The 21,593-nt window shown below is 66.7% G+C and carries 18 protein-coding genes and 1 other RNA gene; 8 read left to right on the top strand and 11 right to left on the bottom strand.

Features of this window, described 5'->3' with window-relative positions; genetic code table 11:
• Positions 1 to 4 precede the first annotated feature (4 nt).
• A complete protein-coding gene (locus C1704_RS14370) occupies positions 5 to 712 on the top strand; it encodes a DUF599 domain-containing protein (RefSeq protein ID WP_104303430.1) in 708 nt (235 codons plus the stop codon).
• Here C1704_RS14370 and C1704_RS14365 read toward each other — a convergent pair.
• Positions 702 to 1,484, bottom strand: a complete 783-nt coding sequence (locus C1704_RS14365; protein ID WP_104303429.1) for a sulfurtransferase — start codon at positions 1,482 to 1,484, stop codon at positions 702 to 704. The two genes, C1704_RS14370 and C1704_RS14365, sit on opposite strands and share 11 nt — an antisense overlap.
• Between C1704_RS14365 and dnaE the strand changes: the two genes are divergently transcribed.
• On the top strand, positions 1,483 to 4,983 hold the full coding sequence (gene dnaE, locus C1704_RS14360; protein WP_104303428.1) for a DNA polymerase III subunit alpha: 3,501 nt from the start codon (positions 1,483 to 1,485) through the stop codon (positions 4,981 to 4,983). The genes C1704_RS14365 and dnaE overlap by 2 nt on opposite strands.
• A 188-nt stretch (positions 4,984 to 5,171) precedes the next feature.
• The gene (locus C1704_RS14355) at positions 5,172 to 5,582 is read left to right on the top strand and encodes a hypothetical protein (RefSeq protein WP_104303427.1); all 411 of its coding nucleotides are present in this window, start codon (positions 5,172 to 5,174) and stop codon (positions 5,580 to 5,582) included.
• A gap of 9 nt (positions 5,583 to 5,591) precedes the next feature.
• On the opposite strand, the gene C1704_RS14350 is transcribed toward C1704_RS14355, so the two are convergent.
• A complete protein-coding gene (locus C1704_RS14350) occupies positions 5,592 to 5,969 on the bottom strand; it encodes a ComEA family DNA-binding protein (RefSeq protein WP_104303426.1) in 378 nt (125 codons plus the stop codon).
• Between the two features lie 171 nt (positions 5,970 to 6,140).
• Between C1704_RS14350 and C1704_RS14345 the strand changes: the two genes are divergently transcribed.
• On the top strand, positions 6,141 to 6,893 hold the full coding sequence (locus tag C1704_RS14345; RefSeq protein WP_104303425.1) for a glycosyltransferase: 753 nt from the start codon (positions 6,141 to 6,143) through the stop codon (positions 6,891 to 6,893).
• A 14-nt stretch (positions 6,894 to 6,907) separates the two neighbouring features.
• On the opposite strand, the gene lapB is transcribed toward C1704_RS14345, so the two are convergent.
• From lapB to gyrA, 9 genes are all read right to left on the bottom strand, one after another.
• Entirely contained in the window at positions 6,908 to 8,065 is a 1,158-nt protein-coding gene (gene lapB, locus C1704_RS14340) for a lipopolysaccharide assembly protein LapB (protein WP_104303424.1), read from the bottom strand.
• On the bottom strand, positions 8,055 to 8,378 hold the full coding sequence (locus C1704_RS14335; RefSeq protein WP_104303423.1) for a lipopolysaccharide assembly protein LapA domain-containing protein: 324 nt from the start codon (positions 8,376 to 8,378) through the stop codon (positions 8,055 to 8,057). The genes lapB and C1704_RS14335 overlap by 11 nt, the downstream gene beginning before the upstream one ends.
• Before the next feature lie 54 nt (positions 8,379 to 8,432).
• Complete coding sequence (locus tag C1704_RS14330; protein WP_104303422.1) at positions 8,433 to 8,762, bottom strand: integration host factor subunit beta; 330 nt, start codon at positions 8,760 to 8,762, stop codon at positions 8,433 to 8,435.
• A gap of 121 nt (positions 8,763 to 8,883) precedes the next feature.
• Positions 8,884 to 10,599 carry a 30S ribosomal protein S1 gene (gene rpsA, locus C1704_RS14325; protein WP_104303421.1) on the bottom strand — a complete coding sequence of 572 codons (1,716 nt, stop codon included), beginning with the start codon at positions 10,597 to 10,599 and terminating at the stop codon, positions 8,884 to 8,886.
• 180 nt (positions 10,600 to 10,779) lie between these two features.
• Positions 10,780 to 12,786, bottom strand: a complete 2,007-nt coding sequence (locus C1704_RS14320) for a bifunctional 3-phosphoshikimate 1-carboxyvinyltransferase/cytidylate kinase (RefSeq protein ID WP_104303420.1) — start codon at positions 12,784 to 12,786, stop codon at positions 10,780 to 10,782.
• Positions 12,787 to 12,814: 28 nt separating this feature from the next.
• Positions 12,815 to 13,699, bottom strand: coding sequence for a prephenate dehydrogenase (locus tag C1704_RS14315; RefSeq protein ID WP_104303419.1), 885 nt, complete (start codon positions 13,697 to 13,699; stop codon positions 12,815 to 12,817).
• A 22-nt stretch (positions 13,700 to 13,721) separates the two neighbouring features.
• The gene (gene pheA / locus C1704_RS14310; protein ID WP_104303418.1) at positions 13,722 to 14,822 is read right to left on the bottom strand and encodes a prephenate dehydratase; all 1,101 of its coding nucleotides are present in this window, start codon (positions 14,820 to 14,822) and stop codon (positions 13,722 to 13,724) included.
• On the bottom strand, positions 14,815 to 15,906 hold the full coding sequence (gene serC, locus C1704_RS14305; protein WP_104303417.1) for a 3-phosphoserine/phosphohydroxythreonine transaminase: 1,092 nt from the start codon (positions 15,904 to 15,906) through the stop codon (positions 14,815 to 14,817). The genes pheA and serC overlap by 8 nt, the downstream gene beginning before the upstream one ends.
• A 69-nt stretch (positions 15,907 to 15,975) precedes the next feature.
• The gene (gene gyrA / locus C1704_RS14300; protein WP_104303416.1) at positions 15,976 to 18,606 is read right to left on the bottom strand and encodes a DNA gyrase subunit A; all 2,631 of its coding nucleotides are present in this window, start codon (positions 18,604 to 18,606) and stop codon (positions 15,976 to 15,978) included.
• A gap of 278 nt (positions 18,607 to 18,884) precedes the next feature.
• On the opposite strand from gyrA, the gene ompA reads away from it, so the two are divergent.
• From ompA to ssrA, 4 genes are all read left to right on the top strand, one after another.
• A complete protein-coding gene (gene ompA / locus C1704_RS14295) occupies positions 18,885 to 19,541 on the top strand; it encodes an outer membrane protein OmpA (protein WP_104303415.1) in 657 nt (218 codons plus the stop codon).
• A gap of 75 nt (positions 19,542 to 19,616) precedes the next feature.
• Positions 19,617 to 20,327 (top strand): bifunctional 2-polyprenyl-6-hydroxyphenol methylase/3-demethylubiquinol 3-O-methyltransferase UbiG, encoded by a 711-nt coding sequence (gene ubiG, locus C1704_RS14290; RefSeq protein WP_104303414.1) that lies wholly within the window; start codon positions 19,617 to 19,619, stop codon positions 20,325 to 20,327.
• Entirely contained in the window at positions 20,324 to 21,004 is a 681-nt protein-coding gene (gene gph / locus C1704_RS14285) for a phosphoglycolate phosphatase (protein ID WP_104303413.1), read from the top strand. Before ubiG ends, gph begins: the two co-directional genes overlap by 4 nt.
• Positions 21,005 to 21,048: 44 nt before the next feature.
• Positions 21,049 to 21,408, top strand: a transfer-messenger RNA (tmRNA) gene (gene ssrA / locus C1704_RS14280).
• Positions 21,409 to 21,593: the final 185 nt, after the last annotated feature.

Here is a 21,593-nt window from a genome sequence, read left to right as displayed (position 1 = left end):
GCCCATGGACGCCGCACTCAAGATCATCACCCTGCTGCCCTGGACCGACTGGCTGGCCCTCAGCTGGTTCTTCGCGGCCTGGGTGGCCTACGCCCTGTTTGCTCGCCACCGCGGCCAGACCGAGATGACGGTGCTCGGCGTGACCAACCAGCTGCGCCGGCAGTGGATGCTGCAGACCACACACCGCGACGTACGCGTGATCGATGGCATCGTGATCCAGAGCCTGTCCAGCAGCCCTTCCTTCTTTGCGTCCACGACCATCCTGATCATCGGGGGTCTGCTGGCGGTGCTCGGCACCAGCGAGAAGGCCACCGAGCTGGTGGCCGAGATCCCCTTTGCCGCGCGCACCTCGGTGCTGGTCTTCGACCTCAAGGTGCTGGTGCTCACCGGCGTCTTCGTGTTCGCCTTCTTCCGCTTCACCTGGTCGCTGCGGCAATACACCTTCGGGGCGCTGATGATCGCCTCGGCACCGGACTTTCGCGTGTTCGAACGGGGTGAGGCCTCACGCGATGACTTTGCCGAGCGGGCCGGACGCGTCGTCGGTCTGGCGGCCGAGACCTTCAACGATGGCCTGCGTGCCTACTACATGGCCTTCGCGCTGATCGGGTGGTTCTTCTCGCCGCTGGCGTTCGCGGTGCTGACCGCGGGTGTGATCTGGGTGCTCTACACGCGAGAGTTCCGCTCGGAAGTCCTGGAGGTGCTCAGGTCCTGAGCGGCGCCAGATCGGGCGTCAGGACCTCGCGCTCGTCGAAGACGAAGCAGCCGCCGCGATAGTGACGAGCGCCGGTGAGCTCGAAGTACTTCAGGATGCCGCCGTCGAGCTGGTAGACGTGATCGAGCCCGGCCTCGCGCAGGTAGATCGCCGCCTTCTCGCAGCGGATGCCGCCGGTGCAGAAGCTCACCACCGTCTTGCCGGCAAGCTCGTCCCGATGAGTCTGGACCGCGGCGGGAAAGTCGCTGAACTTCTCCAGCCGCCAGTCGATGGCTCCGTCGAAACTGCCATGGTCCACCTCGAAGGCATTGCGCGTGTCCAGCATCACCACCGGGCGGCCCTCGTCATCCTGACCCTCGTCCAGCCAGCGCGCGAGGGTGACGGCATCCACCGCCGGCGCGCGGCCTTGCTGCGGCCGGATGGCCGGGTGGTTCATGCGGATGATCTCGCGCTTGACCTTCACCTTCAGCCGCTGGAAGGGCACGGCGTCCGACCAGCTTTCCTTGGGCTCCAGCGCGGCGAAGCGGGGGTCGGTGCGCAGCCAGCCGACGAAGCCGCGCACGGCGTGTGCCTCTCCGGCGAGAAAGAGGTTGAGACCTTCCTCGGCCAGCAACACGGTGCCGCGCAAGCCCAGCGCGTCGGCACGTGAGCGGATGCTCTCGCGCAGGCGCTCGCAGTCGCTGATCGAGACGAAAAGATACGCCGAGATGTTCAGATACGGGCTCACGGGACCGTGATTGTAGGCAGGGCGGCTGCCTACAATGATCCGCATGGCCTTCATCCACCTGCGCACCCACACCGAGTTTTCCGTCGTCGACGGCACCCTGCGCATCGACGACCTGGTCGATGCCGCTGCCGCCGACACCCAGCCGGCCCTGGCCATCACCGACCTGTCCAACCTCTTTGGCGCGATCAAGTTCTACAGCGCAGCCCGCGGTGCGGGGGTGAAGCCGATCATTGGCGCCGACGTGTGGATGGAGCCCGCCACGGCCAGTGGCGCAGAGCGCCAGCCCAGCCGTCTGTTGCTGCTGATCCAGGACACGCGGGGTTACCTGAACCTGTGCGAGTTGCTGGCCCGGGGCTGGACGCAGAACGTGCAACGCGCCCAGGCCTGGCTGAAGTGGGAGTGGCTCGAGACCCTGGGCGACGGCCTGATCGCGTTGTCGGGCGCCGACCAGGGCCTGGTCGGCCAGGCGCTGCTGGCGGGCGACTTGCCGCGCGCCAAGGCGGCGGCGCAGCGGCTGGCGGCGCTCTTCCCACAGCGCTTCTACCTTGAACTGCAGCGCGCCGGCCTCGCCACGCACGAGGCCCACGTGCGCGCCGCCGTGCCGCTCGCGGCCGAACTTGGGCTGCCGGTGGTGGCCACCCACCCGGTGCAGTTCCAGACGCCGGAGGACTTCGAGGCCCATGAAGCCCGCGTGTGCATCGCCGAGGGCGAGACCCTCACCAACCCGCGGCGCATCAAGCGGTTCACCCGCGAGCAGTACTTCAAGACCCAGGCCGAGATGGAGGCCCTGTTTGCTGACATTCCCTCGGCTCTGGCCAATTCGGTCGAGATCGCAAAGCGCTGCAACCTCAGCCTGGTGCTGGGCAAGCCTCAGCTGCCCAACTTCCCGATCCCGGGCGGACTGACGATGGAGCAGTACTTCCGCCAGGTCTCGCTCGAAGGCCTGGAGGAGCGTCTGCGACATCTCTATCCCGATGGGGCCGAGCGCGATCGGCAGCGGCCCACCTACGTGGAACGGCTCGACTTCGAGATCAACACCATCCTGAAGATGGGTTTCCCGGGCTACTTCCTTATCGTGGCCGACTTCATCAACTGGGCCAAGAACAATGGCTGTCCGGTGGGCCCGGGGCGTGGTTCGGGGGCGGGGTCGCTCGTGGCCTACGCCCTCAAGATCACCGATCTCGACCCGCTGCGCTACAACCTGCTGTTCGAGCGTTTCCTCAACCCCGAGCGGGTGTCAATGCCCGACTTCGACATCGACTTCTGCCAGGCCAACCGCGACCGTGTCATCGACTACGTGAAGGAACGCTACGGCCGCGAGGCCGTGTCTCAGATCGCCACCTTCGGCACCATGGCGGCCAAGGCCGCGCTGCGCGACGTGGGTCGCGTGCTGGGCATGGGCTATGGCCATGTGGACGGCATCGCCAAGCTCGTGCCCGCGCCGCCGGGCAAGACGGTCACGCTCAAGCGCCCCGGCGACAACCCCGATGGCGGGGTCATCTACGCACGCAAGGAAGCCCCCGAGATCGAGGAGCGCGAGAAGAACGAGGAGGAGGTGGCCGAGCTGCTGGCCCTGGCCGAGCGCGTCGAAGGCATGGTGCGCAACATCGGCATGCATGCCGGTGGCGTGCTGATTGCGCCGGGCAAGATCACCGACTTCTGCCCGCTGTACATGCAGCCCGGCAGCGACTCGGCCGTCTCCCAGTACGACAAGGATGACGTCGAGGCCATCGGCCTGGTGAAGTTCGACTTCCTCGGCCTGGCCACCTTGACCATCCTGGAGATGGCCAAGGAGTTCATCGTCGCGCGGTACCCTGACCAGAAGGACTTCGACTTCGCCAGGATCCCGCTGGACGACAAGGCTTCCTACGAGCTGCTCTCCGAAGGCAAGACGGTGGCCGTGTTCCAGCTGGAATCCCGCGGCATGCAGGGCATGCTGCGCGACGCCAAGCCCAGCGTCTTCGAGGACATCATCGCGCTGGTGGCGCTGTACCGCCCCGGGCCCATGGACCTGATCCCATCCTTCTGCGCCCGCAAGCATGGGCGCGAGCCGGTGGAGTATCCCCATCCGTTGATGGAGGGCGTGCTCAAAGAGACCTACGGCATCATGGTCTACCAGGAGCAGGTGATGCAGGTGGCCCAGATCGTCGGCGGCTACTCGCTCGGTGGTGCCGACCTGCTGCGCCGTGCCATGGGCAAAAAGAAGCCCGAGGAGATGGCCAAGCACCGCGTCATCTTTGCCGAGGGCGCGGCGAAGAATGGCATCGATGCCGGCAAGGCCAACGAGATCTTCGACCTGATGGAGAAGTTCGCGGGCTATGGCTTCAACAAGTCGCATGCCGCCGCCTATGCCCTGCTGGCCTACCACACCGCCTGGCTCAAGGTGCATTACCCGGCCGAGTTCTTTGCAGCCAACATGAGCGTGTCGATCGACGACACCGACAAGCTCAAGATCTTCTTCGATGACGCGGTGCAGAACTTCGGCATCCGCTTCGAGATGCCGGATGTCAACACCGGCACCTACCGTTTCGAGCCCACTGGCGAGCGTACGGTGCGCTACGGTCTGGGCGCCATCAAGGGCACGGGCCAGGGCGCCATCGAGGCCATCGTGCAGGCGCGCGAGGCCGGCGGACGATTCAAGAGCTTCTTCGACTTCTGCGCCCGTGTGGACCGCTCGCGCATCAACAAGCGGGTGGTCGAGGCGCTCATCAAAGCCGGTGCCTTCGATGGGCTGGAGCCCAACCGCGCTGCCCTGCTGGCCAGCGTCTCGCTGGGCTTCGAATACGCCGACACCCAGGCCGCGCATGCCGACCAGGGCGGCCTGTTCGACTTCGGCGACGCCCACGGCTCGTCCACCCAGGAGCCCGAGCTGGTCGCCGCCGAACCCTGGAGCATCAAGGCCCGCCTGATGCACGAGAAGCCGGCCATCGGCTTCTACCTCTCGGGCCACCTCTTCGACGAATACGCCCCCGAAGTGCGCCGCTTCGCGCGGCTGCGCATCGCCGACCTGGTCGACAGCCGCGAGCCGCAACTGCTCGCGGGCATCGTCAGCGATCTGCGCGTGGTCAACGGCCAGCGCGGCCGCGTGGCGATCTTCAAGCTCGACGACAAGACCGAAGTCATCGAGGCCGTGGCCAACGAAGACCTGCTCGACGCTCACCGCGACTGGCTCAGGGACGATGAACTCCTCATCGTGCAGGGCAAGGTCCAGCCCGATCGCTTTTCAGGCGGCCTGCGCCTGAACGTGCAGCAGGTCTGGGACCTGGCCGCGGCGCGCTGCCGTTTCGGTCGTTACCTGCGCGTGGCCGTCAACGGCCAGGCCATTGCGGTGCGCGAGTTGCTGCAGGCCCATCCGCCCCGCCGAGTGCAGACCGAGCAGGGCGAACTCGTCCAGGGCCTCACCGTGCGCCTGGCGGTTCAGCGCGCCCAAGCCTACGGCGAGGTGGATCTGGGCGAGGCGGCGCGTTTTTACCCCAGCGACGAGGCGCTGAACGTATGGCGGCGCGATGCCCACGAAGGCCAGGCCAGCATCGTCTACGAGTAACCGCTCATTTCTGTAACGAGAGTTTACGTTTCGAGGGCAGGTCGCCACACAAATCCCACCCACCTGTCAGACAGTGCCGGACAGGTGGGGAGTTCTCCCATTTTTCAGGGCAGATTCCCGCTAGCATCCTGTCCACGTACCACCACAGGAGCTCCTGGCCATCCGCCGGGCTCCAAGGAGCCGTTCTCATGAAAGCAGGTCAGATCCTTCTTGCAGCCGCGCTTGCCGGCGCACCCTTCCTGGCCGCCGCCAACACCAGCGTGGGCGTGTCGGTCAGCGTCAACCAGCCGGGCTTCTACGGGCGCATCGACATCGGCCACGCCCCGCCGCCGGCGGTGATCTACCCGCAGCCGGTCATCATCGCGCCGCCGGCCGTGATCGTGCACCAGACGCCGGTCTACATGCGCGTGCCCCCCGGGCATGCGAAGAACTGGGGCAAGCATTGCCACAAGTACAACGCCTGTTCACGGCCCGTCTATTTCGTCAAGTACGACGAGGACCGTGAGCGCCAGTACTGGGAAGAAAAGAAGAAGCATGGCAAAGGCGGGCCGCCGCACCGCGGCCGTGACGATCACCCCGGCAAGGGACCGAAGCACTGAAGCAGAGCGTCAGCGCCGCAAGGTGGCTGACTCCGGTGCAGGCGCGGGTGGCGTGCGCGGCGCGTAAGCCGTGACGCTGTTGCGCGCCGGTGTGCGGGCGTTGGCGGGCGCGGAGCCGAAGGACTGTCCGTTCACCGTGAGGCCCTGGGCCGAAAACTTCTGGGCCGTGCGCTCGCCCACGCCCGGCATGCGGTCGATGAAGTCGTCCCAATCCCGGAAGGGCGAGCGCTGACGCTCTTCGACGATGCGTTGCGACAGCTTGGGCCCGATGCCCTTGACGGCCTGCAGGCGGCCGGGTTCGAGGCGGTTGACGTCGCCGACGGCCCAGGCAGGTGTGGCGCACAGGGCCACCACCCAGGCGAACAGCAGTTTGACGCATAGATTCATGAAATTCCTCCTGAATTTTGTTTCGCCCATGGCCGGCTGAGATGGCCAGGATCTGCAGTGTAGGAAGACCTCGTGGGGTCGCCCGCCCCCCGTGCGAGGGATGAGGCGACTGACTTGGTGAACAGGCGTAACTAGAGCCTCTGGCGGCATGAGAGACAATCCGCCGGGACCATGCTGGATGGAGGATGTGTGAGCGCTGCGGAACGGGTTGTGCTGTGCATGAAGTGGGGCACCAAGTACGGCCCCGAATACGTCAATCGTCTGTACGGCATGGTGCGCCGCCATTTGCGTGGCGATTTCCGTTTCGTGTGCCTCACCGACCGCCGCGAGGGCATCCGGCCCGAGGTGTCGTGCCTGCCTATTCCCGATCTCGCCCTGCCCGAGGGCATTCCCGAGCGGGGCTGGAAAAAGCTCACCACTCTGGCGGCCGATCTGCACGGCCTGCAAGGCACGGCCCTCTTCCTCGACCTTGACGTGGTGATCGTCGACGACATCACGCCCTTCTTCGAGCAGCCCGGTGATTTCCTGATCATCCACGACTGGAAGCGCCCCTGGCGCATCACCGGCAATTCCTCCGTCTACCGCTTTCGCATCGGGGCCCACCCCGAGGTGCTGGAGCGCTTCCGCACCGAGCACGAATCCATCCGCGCGCGGCTGCGCAACGAGCAGGCCTGGTTGTCAGAGGTGCTGCATGAGCAGGGCAAGCTCGCCTACTGGCCCGCAGCATGGTGCGTGAGCTGGAAGTACCACTGCATCCCGCACTGGCCGATGAACTACCTGCGCATGCCCGCCATCCCACCGGGTGCGCGCATCCTCATCTTCCACGGTGTGATCAATCCGCCCGACGCCATCACGGGCCGTTCCACGCACGGGTGGCGCCGGGCTCTGCCGGCGCCTTGGTTGGCCGAGCACTGGCGGGAGTAAGGCCTCAGGGGTGGCTACAGCTCGTCGATGTGACGCGGCGGGTAGCTGTCCCAGCCCTGGCAGCCAGGGCATTGCCAGAAGTAGTGCTGGGCCTCGAAGCCGCAGGCGGCGCAACGGTAGCGCTGCAGCGGGCGGGCGGCAGCGGCGATCGCCTTCTGGACCGACAGCAGTTCGGCCCGCTCCAGGACTGAGTCCTGGCGCAGGCTTTCATCCACGAGGCTGGCCGCGGCGGTGATGGAGGCGAGCCGTTCGAGGTGTTCCACCAGGAGCCGTCGTCGCTCAATGCCGTCTGACGCCAGCTCCAGGCGCGCCTTCAGCAACTCGGCGCTGGGTGCCTGGGCGTAAAGGGACTCCAGGCGGGTGCGGGCTTCGTCCACCAGGCCGGCGGCGCGCGCGCTGATGGCATAGCTGGGGGCGACCAGCCCGAACGCCGCCGGCTGGACCGCCATCAGTTCGGCCCAGGCCGCCAGGGCCTCGTCGTGGCGGCCCTGGCGGGCCAGCCGTTCGCCGATCATCACGATGGGGCGTGCGGCCTGGGGGGCGGCCTGCCGCGCGCGGGTCAAGGCCTGCTCGGCCGCATCAGTGTCACCGCGCGCCTCTGCTTCCTGGGCCAGTTCGCAATGGTAGTGGGCGATGCGTTGGGCGAAGGAGCCCGCACCGGTCGCTTCCAGCCGTGTGGCTGTCTCGATCGCCGCAGGCCAGTCGCGCGAGCGCTCATAAAGTGTCAGCAGGGCCAATCTGGCTTCGGTGGCGAAGGCCGTGGATTCGAGCGACCGATAGGCCGCCTCGGCGCGGTCGAAGAGGCCTGCCTTCAGGAAGTCTTGCGCCAGGGCGTACTGGGCGCGCTCACGCTCGGCACGGGGCAGGTCGCCGCGGCCCAGCAGGTGTTCGTGCACGCGCACGGCCCGCTCGTACTCGCCGCGACGCCGGAAGAGGTTGCCCAGGGCGAAGTGCAGGTCCGAAGTGTCGGGGTCGTGCTGGACGGCTTCGATGAAGGCGTCGATGGCCTTGTCCTGCTGCTCGTTGAGCAGCAGGTTCAGGCCCTTGAAGTAGGCCTTGGGAGAGGACTGCTGCTCGCGCCGCCACTGGCGCAGGTCCAGGCGCGAGGCCAGCCAGCCCAGCCCGAAGGCCAGGGGCAGGCCCAGCAGGAGCCACTGGAAGTCAAACTCCATCGCGCGGGGGATGGTTGAGCGCGTAGGCCTCGGCCCCGCCCAACGGTGGCTGGGCGGCAGGGGGTGCTGCAGGGGCGGGCGCGGGCGCTTGCGGCGCACGTGCCGCGCGGCGCTGGCGCCACCAACTGGGCACCATCGCAAGCACGCCGCATGCACAGCCCAGGACGAAGGCCGCCAGGACGACAAAGACCATCGGGGCGATGGTTTCGTAGCCGAAGAACCACTTCAGGCTGACCTCGTGCTGGTTGTTCAGCGCGAAGGCGAACAGCACGAAAAAGAGGAAGGCTCGAAACAGCCAGGTGAGGGCTCGCATGCGCGGGATTCTATCGGGCCCTCGAAGCCGTTTTCGAGGCTTCGCCGGGCTGCGTCACTCGGCCGGGGCCGATGACGGCCGGGCGGCGGGTTCGTCATCCACCGGACGCTGGTCCACGGCTTCGCGCAATGCCTTGCCAGGCTTGAAGTGGGGCACGAGCTTTTCAGGAATGAGGACCTGTTCGCCCGAGCGAGGGTTGCGGCCCATGCGGGGCGGACGGCGGTTGATCGAGAAGCTTCCGAAGCCGCGGATCTCGATGCGATGGCCACGGGCCAATGCGTCGGCCATGGCGTCAAGCATGGTCTTGACCGCAAACTCGGTGTCGCGATGGGTGAGCTGGCCGAAGCGTTCGGCCAGCTGGTTCACGAGGTCGGATCGGGTCATGGCGCGCTCGGTTGGAGTAGAAAGTGCGCGGGGCTGGGATGAAGGACCGTGGCCAGGCCTTCATCGCAACCCCGCGAAGGGTTGCGAGGGCACGCCGGCTCGCCGGCGTGCGGGGACGGCATCAGCCGTTGTTCTGGTTGTCCAGCTTGGCCTTGAGCAGGGCGCCCAGGCTGGTCGTGCCGGCGTTACCAGCGCTTTCGGCCGACAGGCGCTGCATGGCTTCTTGCTGCTCGGCGCTGTCCTTGGCCTTGATCGACAGCTGCAGGCCGCGGGTCTTGCGGTCCACGTTGATGATCAGCGCGGTGACTTCGTCGCCTTCCTTGAGCACGTTGCGAGCATCTTCCACGCGATCGCGGGAGATTTCCGAGGCGCGCAGGTAGCCGATCACATCGTCGGCCAGCTGGATCTCGGCGCCGCGGGCATCGACCGACTTCACCACACCGGTGACGGTGGCGCCACGGTCATTGACGGCCGTGAAGTTGGTGAACGGGTCGGCGTCGAGCTGCTTGATGCCCAGAGAGATGCGCTCGCGTTCCACGTCGATGGCCAGCACGACGGCTTCGACTTCCTGGCCCTTCTTGTAGTTGCGCACGGCGGATTCGCCCGGCTCGTTCCAGGACAGGTCGGACAGGTGCACCAGGCCGTCGATGCCAGCGGCCAGACCCACGAACACGCCGAAGTCGGTGATCGACTTGACGGGGCCCTTGACCTTGTCGCCGCGCTTGTAGTTCTGGGCGAATTCGTCCCAGGGGTTGGGCTTGCACTGCTTCATGCCCAGGGAGATGCGGCGCTTGTCCTCGTCGATCTCCAGGACCATGACTTCGACCTCGTCGCCCAGCGAGACGATCTTGCTGGGAGCGACGTTCTTGTTGGTCCAGTCCATTTCGGAGACGTGCACCAGGCCTTCGATGCCGGGCTCGATCTCGACGAAGGCACCGTAGTCGGCGATGTTGGTGATCTTGCCGAACAGGCGGGTGCCGTTGGGATAGCGGCGCGACACGCCCACCCAGGGGTCGTCGCCCAGCTGCTTCAGGCCCAGCGAGACGCGGTTCTTCTCGGCGTCGAACTTCAGGACCTTCGCCTTCAGTTCCTGGCCGACCGTCACCACCTCGGAGGGGTGACGCACGCGGCGCCAGGCCATGTCGGTGATGTGCAGCAGGCCATCGATCCCGCCCAGGTCCACGAAGGCCCCGTATTCGGTGATGTTCTTGACCACGCCGTCGACGATGGCGCCTTCGTGCAGGGTTTCCAGCAGCTTGGCGCGTTCTTCACCCATGGAGGCTTCGATCACGGCACGGCGGCTCAGCACCACGTTGTTGCGCTTGCGGTCGAGCTTGATGACCTTGAACTCCATGGTCTTGCCCTCGTACGGGCTCATGTCCTTCACCGGTCGGGTGTCGATCAGCGACCCAGGCAGGAAGGCGCGGATGCCGTTGACCAGCACGGTCAGGCCACCCTTGACCTTGCCGGAGACGGTGCCCGTGACGAAGTCGCCGGATTCGAGCGCGCGCTCGAGGGACAGCCACGAGGCCAGGCGCTTGGCCTTGTCGCGCGACAGGATGGTGTCGCCGTAGCCGTTTTCGATGGCATCGATGGCCACCGAAACGAAGTCGCCGACCTGGACCTCGAGTTCGCCCTGGTCGTTCTTGAACTCCTCGATGGGCACATAGGCCTCGGACTTGAGTCCGGCGTTCACGACGACGAAGTTGTAGTCCACGCGGACGACTTCGGCGGTGATCACCTCGCCGGCGCGCATTTCGGAGCGCTTCAGCGATTCTTCGAACAGGGCGGCAAACGATTCCATGCCTTGGGAGGCAGCGGCAGCGGTTTGAGACATGAAGAGATTTCCTGGTGCCAGCCTGCGGCAGGCGGTGCGCAACCGGGGTCGGTTGCGGGTTATGTTGACGAATCCGGCCTTCCAGCGCGCCCCTGAGGCGCAGGAGGGAGAAAACCGGGCCCACCACCCTGGTGCCGGTCCGCAGGTCCGGTCAGGGTTGTGGCCGTTCTTCAGGGGGCTTCAGAACGGCCGGCGCTGCGCCCACCACTCCAGCACCTGGGCCACCGAGGCTTCGATGGTCAGGGCCGAGTTGTCGAGCAACTGCGCGTCCTCGGCAGGCTTCAAGGGGGCGGTGCTGCGGGAGCGATCCCGGGCGTCGCGCGCCTGCAAATCCTGCAAAAGGGTCGCAAGATTAGCAGAAATTCCCTTGGAAATCAATTGCTTATGTCGCCGATCCGCCCGCGTTTCGGCGCTGGCGGTGAGGAAGACCTTCAGGGTGGCATCGGGGAAAATGACCGTGCCCATGTCGCGACCATCGGCCACCAGGCCCGGCAGGCGGCGGAAGTCGAGCTGGCGCTGCCGCAGGGCCTCTCGTACGGCCGGGAAGGCCGAGATGCGCGAGGCCATGGCGCCCACGTCCTCCCGGCGCAAGTCGTCGCTCACATCGCGTGCTGCCAGCCAGACGTGATCGGGCTCGAAACGCAGTGGCAGCCCGGCGGCCAGCGCCGCCAGCCCTGCTTCGTCGTCAGCATCGACGCCAGCCTCCAGGGCGGCCAGCGCCGTGGCACGGTAGAGCGCGCCCGAATCCAGCAGGTGGTAGCCGAGGGCCCGGGCCACCTCGGCGGCGAGCGTGCCCTTGCCGGAGGCCGTGGGGCCGTCGATGGTCAGCACCGGAATGTCGGCCGTGGCGGCGCGGGCCACCGCAAAGAGGGTCTCGAAGTAGTCGGGGAAGGTCTTGGCCACGCAGCGCGGGTCGAGGATGCGCAGGGGCTGCGGCTCCAGGCCGGCGACGAGCCCGTGGAAGGCGGCCAGCGAGAAGCACATGGCGACGCGATGGTCGTCATAGGTGTGGATGGCTGCCGCACGCACCTCGCGAAGCGGGTGGACGGTGATGAAGTCTGCGCCCTCGACCACCTCGGCGCCGAGCTTGCGCAGCTCGGTGGCCATCGCGGCGATGCGATCGGTTTCCTTGACGCGCCAGCTCGCGATGTTGCGCAGCGTGGTGGGGCCGTCGGCGTAGAGCGCCATCACGGCCAGGGTCATCGCCGCATCGGGGATGTGGTTGCAGTCGAGGTCGAGGGCCCGCAGCGGCCAGGCGCCACGATGCACTTCCAGCCAGTTGGGGCCCGAGCGGACCACGGCCCCCATGGCCTGGGCTGCGTCCACGAAGCGGATGTCCCCCTGGATGGAGTCGGCGCCCACGCCCTCGATGCGCAGCGGGGCCGTTGCGTCGGACGCGATGGCCCCGAGCGCGACGAAGTAGGAGGCCGAGGAGGCGTCGGCCTCGACATGGATGTCGCCGGGGGATCGATAGGCCGAGCCCGCGGGCACGGTGAAGGCCTGCCAGCCGTCGCGCTGCACGTGGATGCCGAAGCGCTCGAGCAGCCGCAGGGTGATCTCGATGTAGGGTTTGGAGATCAGCTCGCCCACCACCTCGATGCGCACCGGGCTTTGTGACGACAGCATCGGCGCGGCCATCAGCAGGGCCGTGAGGAACTGGCTGGAGACGTCGCCGCGCACGCGGATCGGTGCATCCACGCGCGGCGTGCCACCCGCCAGGCGCAGCGGCGGGTAACCGTCCTGGCCCAGGTAGTCGATCTGGCAACCCAGGCCGCGCAGTGCGTCGACCAGATCGCCAATGGGCCGCTCGTGCATGCGTGGCACGCCGCTCAGTTCGAAGCGGCCGCCCTGCAGGCCACTGAGCACGGCGAGTGCGGCAACCAGCGGCCGCATGGCGGTGCCGGCATTGCCGAGGAAGAGCTGCGCCTGCCGGGTGACGAGGCGCCCCCCCAGGCCGGTGACCACCAGCGCACGGCCTTCGTGTTCGATGCCGCAGCCCAGCTGCCGCAGCGCCTCGATCATCACCCGCGTGTCGTCGGAATCGAGCAGGTCATGCACCCGGGTGCGGCCGGCGCTCAGGCCTGCCAGCAGCAGCACGCGGTTGGAGATGCTCTTGGAGCCGGGCAGGCGGACGCTGCCTGCGGCCGAACGCAGGGGCGGGAGGTCGAGGAAGGCGGTGGTGTACATGCGCCGATGCGCTCTGGGTCACGGCGCGTCAGCGCGAGCCGGTGGGTTTGGGGGTGGACATCTGCCAGCTGGCGCGGGCCTCCGAGGCACTGCGGATCAGGTCCTCCAGCGCTTCGGCGTTGCCGGTCTTCATGACGTGCTCGAGTGCATCGAGCGTGTGCCGGAAGCGCAGTGACTGCTTCATCACTTCCTCGCGGTTGGCCAGGAGGATGTCGCGCCACACGGCCGGATCGCTGGCGGCGATGCGGGTGAAGTCGCGGAAGCCCGGGCCGGCCAGCGAGAGGAAGTCGGCACCGGCTGGCTGCTTGTGCACCGCGCTGAAATAGGCGAAGGCCAGCAGGTGGGGCAGGTGGCTCACGGCAGCGAAGGCGGCGTCGTGGTTCTCGGGCGTCATCTTGAGCACCTGAGCTCCGATGGCGGACCACACATCCGTGGCCTTCTGCACGAGGGTGGCATCGGTCTGCTTCAGCGGCGTGAGGATGACCTGGCGGCCGCTGTAGAGCAGGGCATCGGCATGGTCCACGCCGGAGACTTCCTTGCCCGCGATGGGGTGGGCGGGCACGAAGGAGGCAACCCGGTCCTTGAGCACACGGCGTGCGGCATCGACCACGTCGCGCTTGGTCGAGCCCACGTCCATGAAGAGCACACCCGGCTCGACCAGATGACGGATGGCCTTGAAGGTGGCTTCCGAGGCGGCCACGGGCACGGCCATGAGCACGATGTCCGAGCCCGAAACGGCCAGCAGGGCCGATTCGGCCGCGATGTCGATCACGCCCAGGCGCTTGGCCTTGTCGGTGGTCGAGGGCGACTTGCTGTAGCCGATGACCCGCTTGACCAGGCCGGCACGCTTGAGCGCCAGGGCGAAGGAACCGCCCATCAGGCCGCAGCCGATCACGCCGAGTTGGTTGAACATCTCCCTGCAACTCCCGGCGGAATCAGTGCACGTCGATGGGGTAGGTCCCCAGCAGCTTGAAGAAGGCACACACGTCGCGCAGTTCCTTCAAGGCCTGCGCCACGTGGGCCTGGTCGGGATGGCCCTGGACATCGATGTAGAAGTAATACTCCCACTGGCCCGAGCGCGCCGGGCGCGACTCGAAGCGGCTCATCGACACGCCGTAGTGCTTGAGGGGCACCAGCATGTCATGCACGGCGCCGGGGCGGTTGGTCACCGACACCACGAGGCTGGTGCAGTCATGGCCCGAGGCCTTGGGTTGGGGGTGGCGATCGGGGTGGGTGACGATGGCAAAGCGGGTGCGGTTGTGCGGGTCGTCCTGGATGGCCGGCGCCACCACGTGCAGGCCGTACTCGCTGGCCGCGCGTTCGCTGGCGATGCCGGCCAGGCGCGGGTTCTCGCTGGCCAGCCGGGCTCCTTCGGCATTGCTGGCCACCGGGCGGCGCTCGACGTTGGGCAGGTGGTTGCTCAGCCACAGATGGCATTGCGCCAGGGCCTGGGGGTGGGCGCACACGGCCTCGATGTCATGGAGGGAGTTCTCCTTGCGCAGCAGGTTGTGCTGCACGAAGAGGCTGGTCTCGCCGATGATGAACAGCGGGGTGGTCAGGAAGAGGTCGAGCGAGCGGGCCACCACGCCTTCGGTGGAGTTCTCCACGGGCACCACGCCGAAATCGGCGGCGCCGGCCGTGGTGGTGCGGAAGACCTCGTCGATGCTGGCGCAAGGCACGCGCACGATGGACGACCCGAAAAAGCCCAGTGCCGCCAGTTCGCTGAAGGTGCCGGCCGGACCCAGGTAGGCCACGCGGGTGGGCGTTTCCAGGGCACGGCAGGCCGACATGATCTCGCGCCAGATCGGCGCCACCGATTCGGATTTCAGTGGCCCCTGGTTCACGGCCTTCAGACCGTCGATGACCTGGGCTTCACGCTCGGGGCGGAACACCACCGAGCCTTCCTTCTTCTTGAGCTCACCCACCGCCTGCGCCAGACCGGCACGGCGGTTGAGCAGCGCCAGCAGTTCCCGATCGACGGTGTCGATCTGATTGCGTAACGCCAGCAGTTCGTCGGGGGTAGGGGTCTCAGCCATGGGAAGCTGCGAATTCTCGCATGTAGTCCACCAGCGCCCGTGCGCCGTCCAGGGGCATCGCGTTGTAGAGGCTGGCGCGCATGCCACCCACGCTCTTGTGGCCCTTCAGCTGCAACAGGCCTCGCTCGCGTGCACCCGCCAGGAAGGGTTCGTTGAGCCGGTCATCGGGCAGGAAGAAGGGCAGATTCATGCGCGAGCGACACGAGCGGTCCACGCGGTTGACGTACCAGCCCGAGCCGTCGATGAAGTCGTACACCAGGGTCGAGCGCTCGATGGCGCGGCGCTCCATCTCGGCCACGCCGCCTTCCCGCTTGAGCCATTGAAACACCAGCCCCGCGAGGTAGATGCCGTAGGTGGGCGGGGTGTTGTACATCGAACGGTTGTCGGCCACGATGCGGTAATCGAAGGCGCTCGGGCACACCGGAAGGGCGTGGCCCAGGAGGTCGTCTCGCACGATGACCAGGGTCACGCCGGCCGGGCCGATGTTCTTCTGTGCGCCTGCAAAGGCCAGGCCCACGCGCGACCAGTCGATGGGTCGCGAGGCAATGTGAGAGGAACAGTCGATCACCAGCGGGGCGTCGCAGCCCAGCGCCCGCAGATCGGGCAGCTGCTGGAACTCCACCCCATGAATGGTTTCATTGGTGCACACATGCACGTACGAGGCGCCGCCACGAAGGCGCCAGGTGGCCGGCGGGGGCAGGCTGGTGTAGCCGCTGGCCTCGCTGCTGGCGGCCAGTGCGGGATTGCAGTAGCGTGCCGCCTCTTTGTAGGACTTGCCCGACCACGACCCCGTCACCACGAAATCCACCAGCCCGCCACGCGAGAGGTTCAGCGGCACGATGGCGTTTTCACCCAGTCCACCGCCTTGCATGAACAGCACCTTGAAGTGCGCTGGCACGGCCAGGAGTTCGCGCAGGTCGGCTTCGGCCTGGTCGAGGATTTCGCCGAACTCGCGTCCGCGATGGCTCATCTCCATCACGCTCATGCCGCTGCCGTGCCAATCCAGCATCTCGGCGGCAGCTTGCTCGAGGACCGGTTGCGGCAGGGCGGCAGGGCCGGCAGAGAAGTTGTAGGGGCGTTTCATGGTGGCGCGGCGGCAGGTTCAAGGCACAGAGGCTTGCCGATGGCGCAGCCCCTGAGGGTCCGTGGCGGATCAGTCGGAAGCTTCGCCCTCTCCTGCCTGCGCGTCGCCTTCGCGCTCGGCGGCGTCGTTTTCGACGATGCGCTGCAGGCCGGAAAGCTTGGCGCCGTCATCCAGTGCGATCAGGGTCACGCCCTGGGTGGCGCGGCCCAGTTCGCGGATCTCGGCCACGCGGGTGCGCACCAGCACGCCCTTGTCGGTGATCAGCATGATCTCGTCCTCGGCACGCACCAGCGTGGCGGCGACGACCTTGCCGTTGCGCTCGCTCTGCTGGATGGCGATCATGCCCTTGGTGCCGCGTCCGTGGCGGGTGTACTCGACGATGGAGGTGCGCTTGCCGTAGCCGTTCTCAGTGGCGGTGAGCACGCTTTGCGTCTCGTCCTCGGCCACCAGCATGGCGATCACGCTCTGGCCGTCCTCCAGCATCATGCCGCGCACGCCGCGGGCCTGGCGGCCCATCGCGCGCACGTCGTTCTCGTCGAAGCGCACGGCCTTGCCGCCGTCGCTGAAGAGCATGACATCGTGGTGACCGTCGGTCAGCGCTGCACCGATGAGAAAGTCGCCTTCGTCCAGATCCACGGCGATGATGCCGGCCTTGCGCGGGTTGCTGAATTCGTCCAGTGCCGTCTTCTTGACCGTGCCCTGGGCGGTGGCCATGAAGACGTAGTGATCGGCCGGGAAACTGCGGAACTCGCCGGTGAGCGGCAGCACGACGTTGATTTTCTCGCCCGGCTGCAGCGGGAACATGTTCACGATGGGCTTGCCGCGCGAGGCCCGGCCGCCCTGGGGCACTTCCCACACCTTGAGCCAGTACACCCGGCCACGGTTGGAGAAGCACAGGATGTAGTCGTGCGTGTTGGCGATGAAGAGCTGGTCGATCCAGTCGTCTTCCTTGGTGGCTGTCGCCTGCTTTCCGCGGCCGCCGCGGCGCTGGGCGCGGTACTCGGCCAGCGGCTGGCTCTTGATGTAGCCGCTGTGGCTGAGCGTCACCACCATGTCCTGCGGGGTGATCAGGTCCTCGGTGTCGAGTTCCTGGGCGTTGTGCTCGATCTGGCTGCGCCGCGCGCCCACCTTCGTCTGGCCGAACTCCTGCTTCAGCGCCGTGAGTTCCTCGCCGATGATGAAGGTCACCCGCTCGGGCTTGGCCAGGATGTCGAGCAGGTCGGCGATCTGGGCCATCACGTCCTTGTACTCGCCGATGATCTTGTCCTGCTCCAGGCCCGTGAGGCGTTGCAGGCGCATCTGCAGGATTTCGCCGGCCTGGTCGTCGGACAGGCGGTACAGGCCGTCGGCCTGCAGGCCGTAGTGCAGCGGCAGGCCCTCGGGGCGGTAGGCCGCGCGGCCACCGACCGTCTCGCCCTCGGCGCGGGCCAGCATTTCGCGCACCAGCGAGGAGTCCCAGGAGCGTGCCATCAGCTCCTGCTTGGCGATCGGCGGCGTCGGTGAGTTCTTGATGATGGTGATGAACTCGTCGATGTTGGCCAGCGCCACGGCCAGGCCTTCGAGCACATGGCCACGTTCGCGGGCCTTGCGCAGCTCGAACACCGTGCGGCGGGTGACCACCTCGCGGCGGTGTTCGAGGAAGATCGCCAGCAGGTCCTTGAGGTTGCACAGCTTGGGCTGACCGTCGATCAGCGCCACCATGTTCATGCCGAAGGTGTCCTGCAGCTGCGTCTGCTTGTACAGGTTGTTCAGCACCACCTCGGGCACTTCGCCGCGCTTGAGCTCGATCACCACCCGCATGCCCGACTTGTCGGACTCGTCCTGGATGTGGCTGATGCCTTCGATCTTCTTCTCGTGAACCAGCTCGGCAATGCGCTCGAGCAGGTTCTTCTTGTTCACCTGGTAGGGGATCTCGTCGACGATGATGGCCTGGCGCGCTCCCTTGTCGATGTCCTCGAAGTGGCAGCGCGCGCGCATCACCACCTTGCCGCGGCCGGTTCGGTAGCCATCGCGCACGCCCGACAGGCCGTAGATGATGCCCGCCGTCGGGAAGTCGGGCGCCGGGATGATCTCCATCAGCTCATCGACCGTGGCCTGCGGGTTCTTCAGCAGATGCTGGCAGGCGTCGACCACCTCGTTGAGGTTGTGGGGCGGAATGTTCGTGGCCATGCCCACCGCGATGCCGGCCGAGCCGTTGACCAGCAGGTTGGGCAGCCGCGTGGGGAGCACCAGCGGCTCCTTCTCGGAGCCGTCATAGTTGGGGCCGTAGTCGACGGTCTCCTTGTCGATGTCGGCCAGCATCTCGTGGGCGATCTTGGCCAGGCGGATTTCGGTGTAGCGCATCGCCGCGGCGTTGTCGCCATCGACCGAACCGAAGTTGCCCTGGCCGTCCACCAGCATGTGGCGCAACGAGAAATCCTGGGCCATGCGCACGATGGTGTCGTACACCGCCGAGTCGCCATGCGGGTGGTACTTACCGATCACGTCGCCGACGATACGGGCCGACTTCTTGTAAGGCCGGTTCCAGTCGTTGTTCAGCTCGTGCATGGCAAACAGCACGCGCCGATGGACGGGCTTGAGGCCATCTCGGGCGTCGGGCAAGGCGCGGCCAACGATCACGCTCATCGCGTAATCGAGATAGGAGCGCCGCATTTCCTCTTCGAGGCTGACGGGAAGGGTTTCTTTGGCGAACTGAGTCATGCGATCCCTGGGATGGCGGCACAACCGGGCGGCTGTGCGAGGACGGTGTCAGCCGATGTCTGACAAGCGGGCATTCTAAGCGGCGCGGGTTGTCGTGCGAGAGCAACAGGGGCCCCCGCCGAAAGTGGGCCTAGGGACAAAAACTTGTCCAAGTGACACGCTATGGCACAATGATTTGTCGGTAGTGAAACCCGGCCGTTACGGCGCGTTTCCTTGATCCGTCCCATTTTTGGTGGACTTTTCGCAGCCAGTCTGCGGCTTTTCTTGCGAGGAGAAACATGAACAAACTGAACAAAGTGGCGGCGCTGTTTGCTTCGGCCGCTCTGGCCTCCGGTGCGCTGGCCCAGACGGTGGACAACTGGCGTGCAACCGACGGCACGCTCTGGAAGAACGGCACCAACGAGCTGTGCTGGCGTGACGCCACCTGGACGCCCGCCACGGCCGCCCAGGCTTGCGACGGTGCGCTGAAGCCGGCCGCTCCGGCCCCGGCACCCGCTCCGGCGCCCGCCCCGGCACCGGCCCCCGCTCCGGCGCCCGCCCCGGCACCGGCCCCCGCTCCGGCTCCGGCTCCGACCAGCGAGAAGGTCACCTTCGCCGCTGATGCCTTCTTCGATTTCGACAAGGCCGAGCTCAAGCCGGAAGGCCGTGCCCGCCTGGATGACCTGGTGGACAAGATCAAGGGCATCAACCTGGAAGTGATCATCGCCGTGGGTCACACGGACTCCGTCGGCAACGATGCCTACAACCAGCGCCTGTCGGTGCGCCGTGCTGAAGCGGTGAAGAACTACCTCGTGTCCAAGGGCGTGGAACAGAACCGCGTGTACACCGAGGGCAAGGGTGAGAAGCAGCCCGTGGCTGACAACAGCACCCGCGAGGGCCGTGCGAAGAACCGTCGCGTGGAGATCGAAGTGGTGGGTACGCGCGCCGTCCGCTGATTTCGCGCACCCCGCACAAAACCCCGCTTCGGCGGGGTTTTTTCTTGCCCCTGGCCCTTGTGCACAATGGCGCCCATGACACAGACCACCCTCAATGCCGATCCTCAGGAACTGGCCAAGTTCAGCGAGCTCGCCCACCGGTGGTGGGACCCTGAGAGTGAGTTCAAGCCGCTGCACCAGATCAATCCCCTGCGCCTGGACTGGATCGATGCCCTGGCCGGCCTGAGCGGCAAGCGGGTGGTGGACATCGGCTGTGGAGGGGGCATCCTCAGCGATGCGATGGCGCGGCGAGGCGCCCATGTGCTGGGCATCGACCTGGCCGCCAAGCCCCTCAAGGTGGCCCAGCTTCATGCCCTGGAGGCCAGCACGCCCAACGTGAGCTACCGGGAGGTTTCTGCCGAGGCCCTGGCCGCAGAACAGCCTGCTCAGTTCGACGTCGTCACCTGCATGGAGATGCTCGAGCACGTGCCGGACCCTGCGTCGGTGATCCGCTCGGCCAGCACCCTGGTGAAACCCGGGGGGTGGGTCTTCTTCTCCACGCTCAACCGCAATCCCAAGTCCTTTCTTTTTGCGATCGTGGGGGCCGAATACGTGCTCAAGTTGCTGCCGAGGGGCACCCATGAATACGCGCGCTTCATCCGGCCGAGGGAACTGGCCCAGTGGTGCCGGGATGCCGACCTCGAGCCGAGCGCCAGTCGAGGGCTCGAGTACAACCCGTTCACGGGTCGGTACTGGCTTTCGGACAACCTCAGCGTCAACTACATGACCGCGTGTCGCAAGCCATGAGCGCCTTTCTGAGCCTTCCCCAGGTGGTGCTGTTTGACCTGGATGGGACCCTGGCCGACACCGCACCGGACCTCGCCGGGGCTGCCAACCGCATGCGCGAGCGACGCGGGCTGCCGGCACTGTCCGTGGATCGCCTGCGGCCGGTGGCGTCGGCCGGGGCCCGCGGGATGATCGGTGTGGCGTTGGGCAAGGGGCCCGCCGATGCCGAGTTCGACGCCCTGCGCGAGGAATTTCTGGCCGAGTACGCTGCCGCCCTGGACGTGAAGTCCCGTCTTTTCGAAGGGGTGCCTGAACTGCTCGACGGCCTGGAGCACGCGGGGGTGCGCTGGGGTGTGGTCACCAACAAGGCCATGCGGTTCACAGGCCCGGTGCTCGAAGCCTTGGGGCTGTCGCAGCGCGCGGCGGTGGTGATCGCGGGCGACACCACGCCGCATGCCAAGCCGCACCCGGAACCGCTGCTCGAAGCCTGTCGGCGGTTGCTGACCGCGGCCACGCAGGCCGTTTACGTCGGCGACGACCTGCGCGACATCCAGGCTGCACGCGCGGCCGGCATGCCCTGTGTGGCTGCGGCCTATGGCTATCTGGGCGAACATGCGGACGTCTCATCGTGGGCGGCAGACCATGTCGTTCCCCGACCTCTGGATCTGCTGCCGCTGTTGGGGTTGAAGGGGGCTTGAAGCGGTCTGCTTTGCCCCGACATACAATCCGACTCCCGATTCCCGGGGCCGACCTGGTTTCGACGTGGGTGCGGATTCGGAACAGGGCATGCCGAGCACCAGTTCGCTCGTAAATCCACTGGAACAAAGTAACTGCGAACGACGAACGTTTCGCCCTCGCCGCTTAACACCGGTGAGCCTCTCAACGGTTGGCCGATAGGCCGGGCCCGCAAGGGCTGAGAGGTCATTCATATCGGCTGGTCCGGTGGTGGGTCACTCACCGCAGGATGAGATCCAGTGACTGGCGATGGGGGTAGCGTGCTGCTGCGCGATCCCTGCCGTGAGACTCAAATCAGCCAGCTAAGCATGTAGAACTGTCCGTTGATGGCTTGCGGACGGGGGTTCGATTCCCCCCGGCTCCACCAATCACCAGGGCCCGGAAAGTCTCCGGGCCCTTATTCTTGCCTGAAATTCCCACGCCACGCGGGGTTCCGGCAATCCGTCCTGCGGGTGGCCTGCTGCCGAAACGCCTGAAATCGGCCACTTTCTCGGCCAGAGCCGTCTCTGTTCTCTGTCTGGCCTGCGGGTAGCCGCAGCACCCGATCCTTCA

The sequence above is a fragment of the Caldimonas caldifontis genome (genome assembly GCF_002930615.1).
Lineage (GTDB): Bacteria > Pseudomonadota > Gammaproteobacteria > Burkholderiales > Burkholderiaceae_C > Caldimonas > Caldimonas caldifontis.
The sequence above is the reverse complement of the archived record's forward strand: the minus strand, read 5'-3'. Positions and strand labels throughout refer to the sequence as shown.

Coding starts and splice junctions, on each gene's coding strand:
- C1704_RS14370 (WP_104303430.1), top strand. CDS start 5: ATGGACGCCGCACTCAAGATCATCACCCTGCTGCCCTGGACCGACTGG.
- dnaE (WP_104303428.1), top strand. CDS start 1,483: ATGGCCTTCATCCACCTGCGCACCCACACCGAGTTTTCCGTCGTCGAC.
- C1704_RS14365 (WP_104303429.1), bottom strand. CDS start 1,484: ATGCGGATCATTGTAGGCAGCCGCCCTGCCTACAATCACGGTCCCGTG.
- C1704_RS14355 (WP_104303427.1), top strand. CDS start 5,172: ATGAAAGCAGGTCAGATCCTTCTTGCAGCCGCGCTTGCCGGCGCACCC.
- C1704_RS14350 (WP_104303426.1), bottom strand. CDS start 5,969: ATGAATCTATGCGTCAAACTGCTGTTCGCCTGGGTGGTGGCCCTGTGC.
- C1704_RS14345 (WP_104303425.1), top strand. CDS start 6,141: ATGCTGGATGGAGGATGTGTGAGCGCTGCGGAACGGGTTGTGCTGTGC.
- lapB (WP_104303424.1), bottom strand. CDS start 8,065: ATGGAGTTTGACTTCCAGTGGCTCCTGCTGGGCCTGCCCCTGGCCTTC.
- C1704_RS14335 (WP_104303423.1), bottom strand. CDS start 8,378: ATGCGAGCCCTCACCTGGCTGTTTCGAGCCTTCCTCTTTTTCGTGCTG.
- C1704_RS14330 (WP_104303422.1), bottom strand. CDS start 8,762: ATGACCCGATCCGACCTCGTGAACCAGCTGGCCGAACGCTTCGGCCAG.
- rpsA (WP_104303421.1), bottom strand. CDS start 10,599: ATGTCTCAAACCGCTGCCGCTGCCTCCCAAGGCATGGAATCGTTTGCC.
- C1704_RS14320 (WP_104303420.1), bottom strand. CDS start 12,786: ATGTACACCACCGCCTTCCTCGACCTCCCGCCCCTGCGTTCGGCCGCA.
- C1704_RS14315 (WP_104303419.1), bottom strand. CDS start 13,699: ATGTTCAACCAACTCGGCGTGATCGGCTGCGGCCTGATGGGCGGTTCC.
- pheA (WP_104303418.1), bottom strand. CDS start 14,822: ATGGCTGAGACCCCTACCCCCGACGAACTGCTGGCGTTACGCAATCAG.
- serC (WP_104303417.1), bottom strand. CDS start 15,906: ATGAAACGCCCCTACAACTTCTCTGCCGGCCCTGCCGCCCTGCCGCAA.
- gyrA (WP_104303416.1), bottom strand. CDS start 18,606: ATGACTCAGTTCGCCAAAGAAACCCTTCCCGTCAGCCTCGAAGAGGAA.
- ompA (WP_104303415.1), top strand. CDS start 18,885: ATGAACAAACTGAACAAAGTGGCGGCGCTGTTTGCTTCGGCCGCTCTG.
- ubiG (WP_104303414.1), top strand. CDS start 19,617: ATGACACAGACCACCCTCAATGCCGATCCTCAGGAACTGGCCAAGTTC.
- gph (WP_104303413.1), top strand. CDS start 20,324: ATGAGCGCCTTTCTGAGCCTTCCCCAGGTGGTGCTGTTTGACCTGGAT.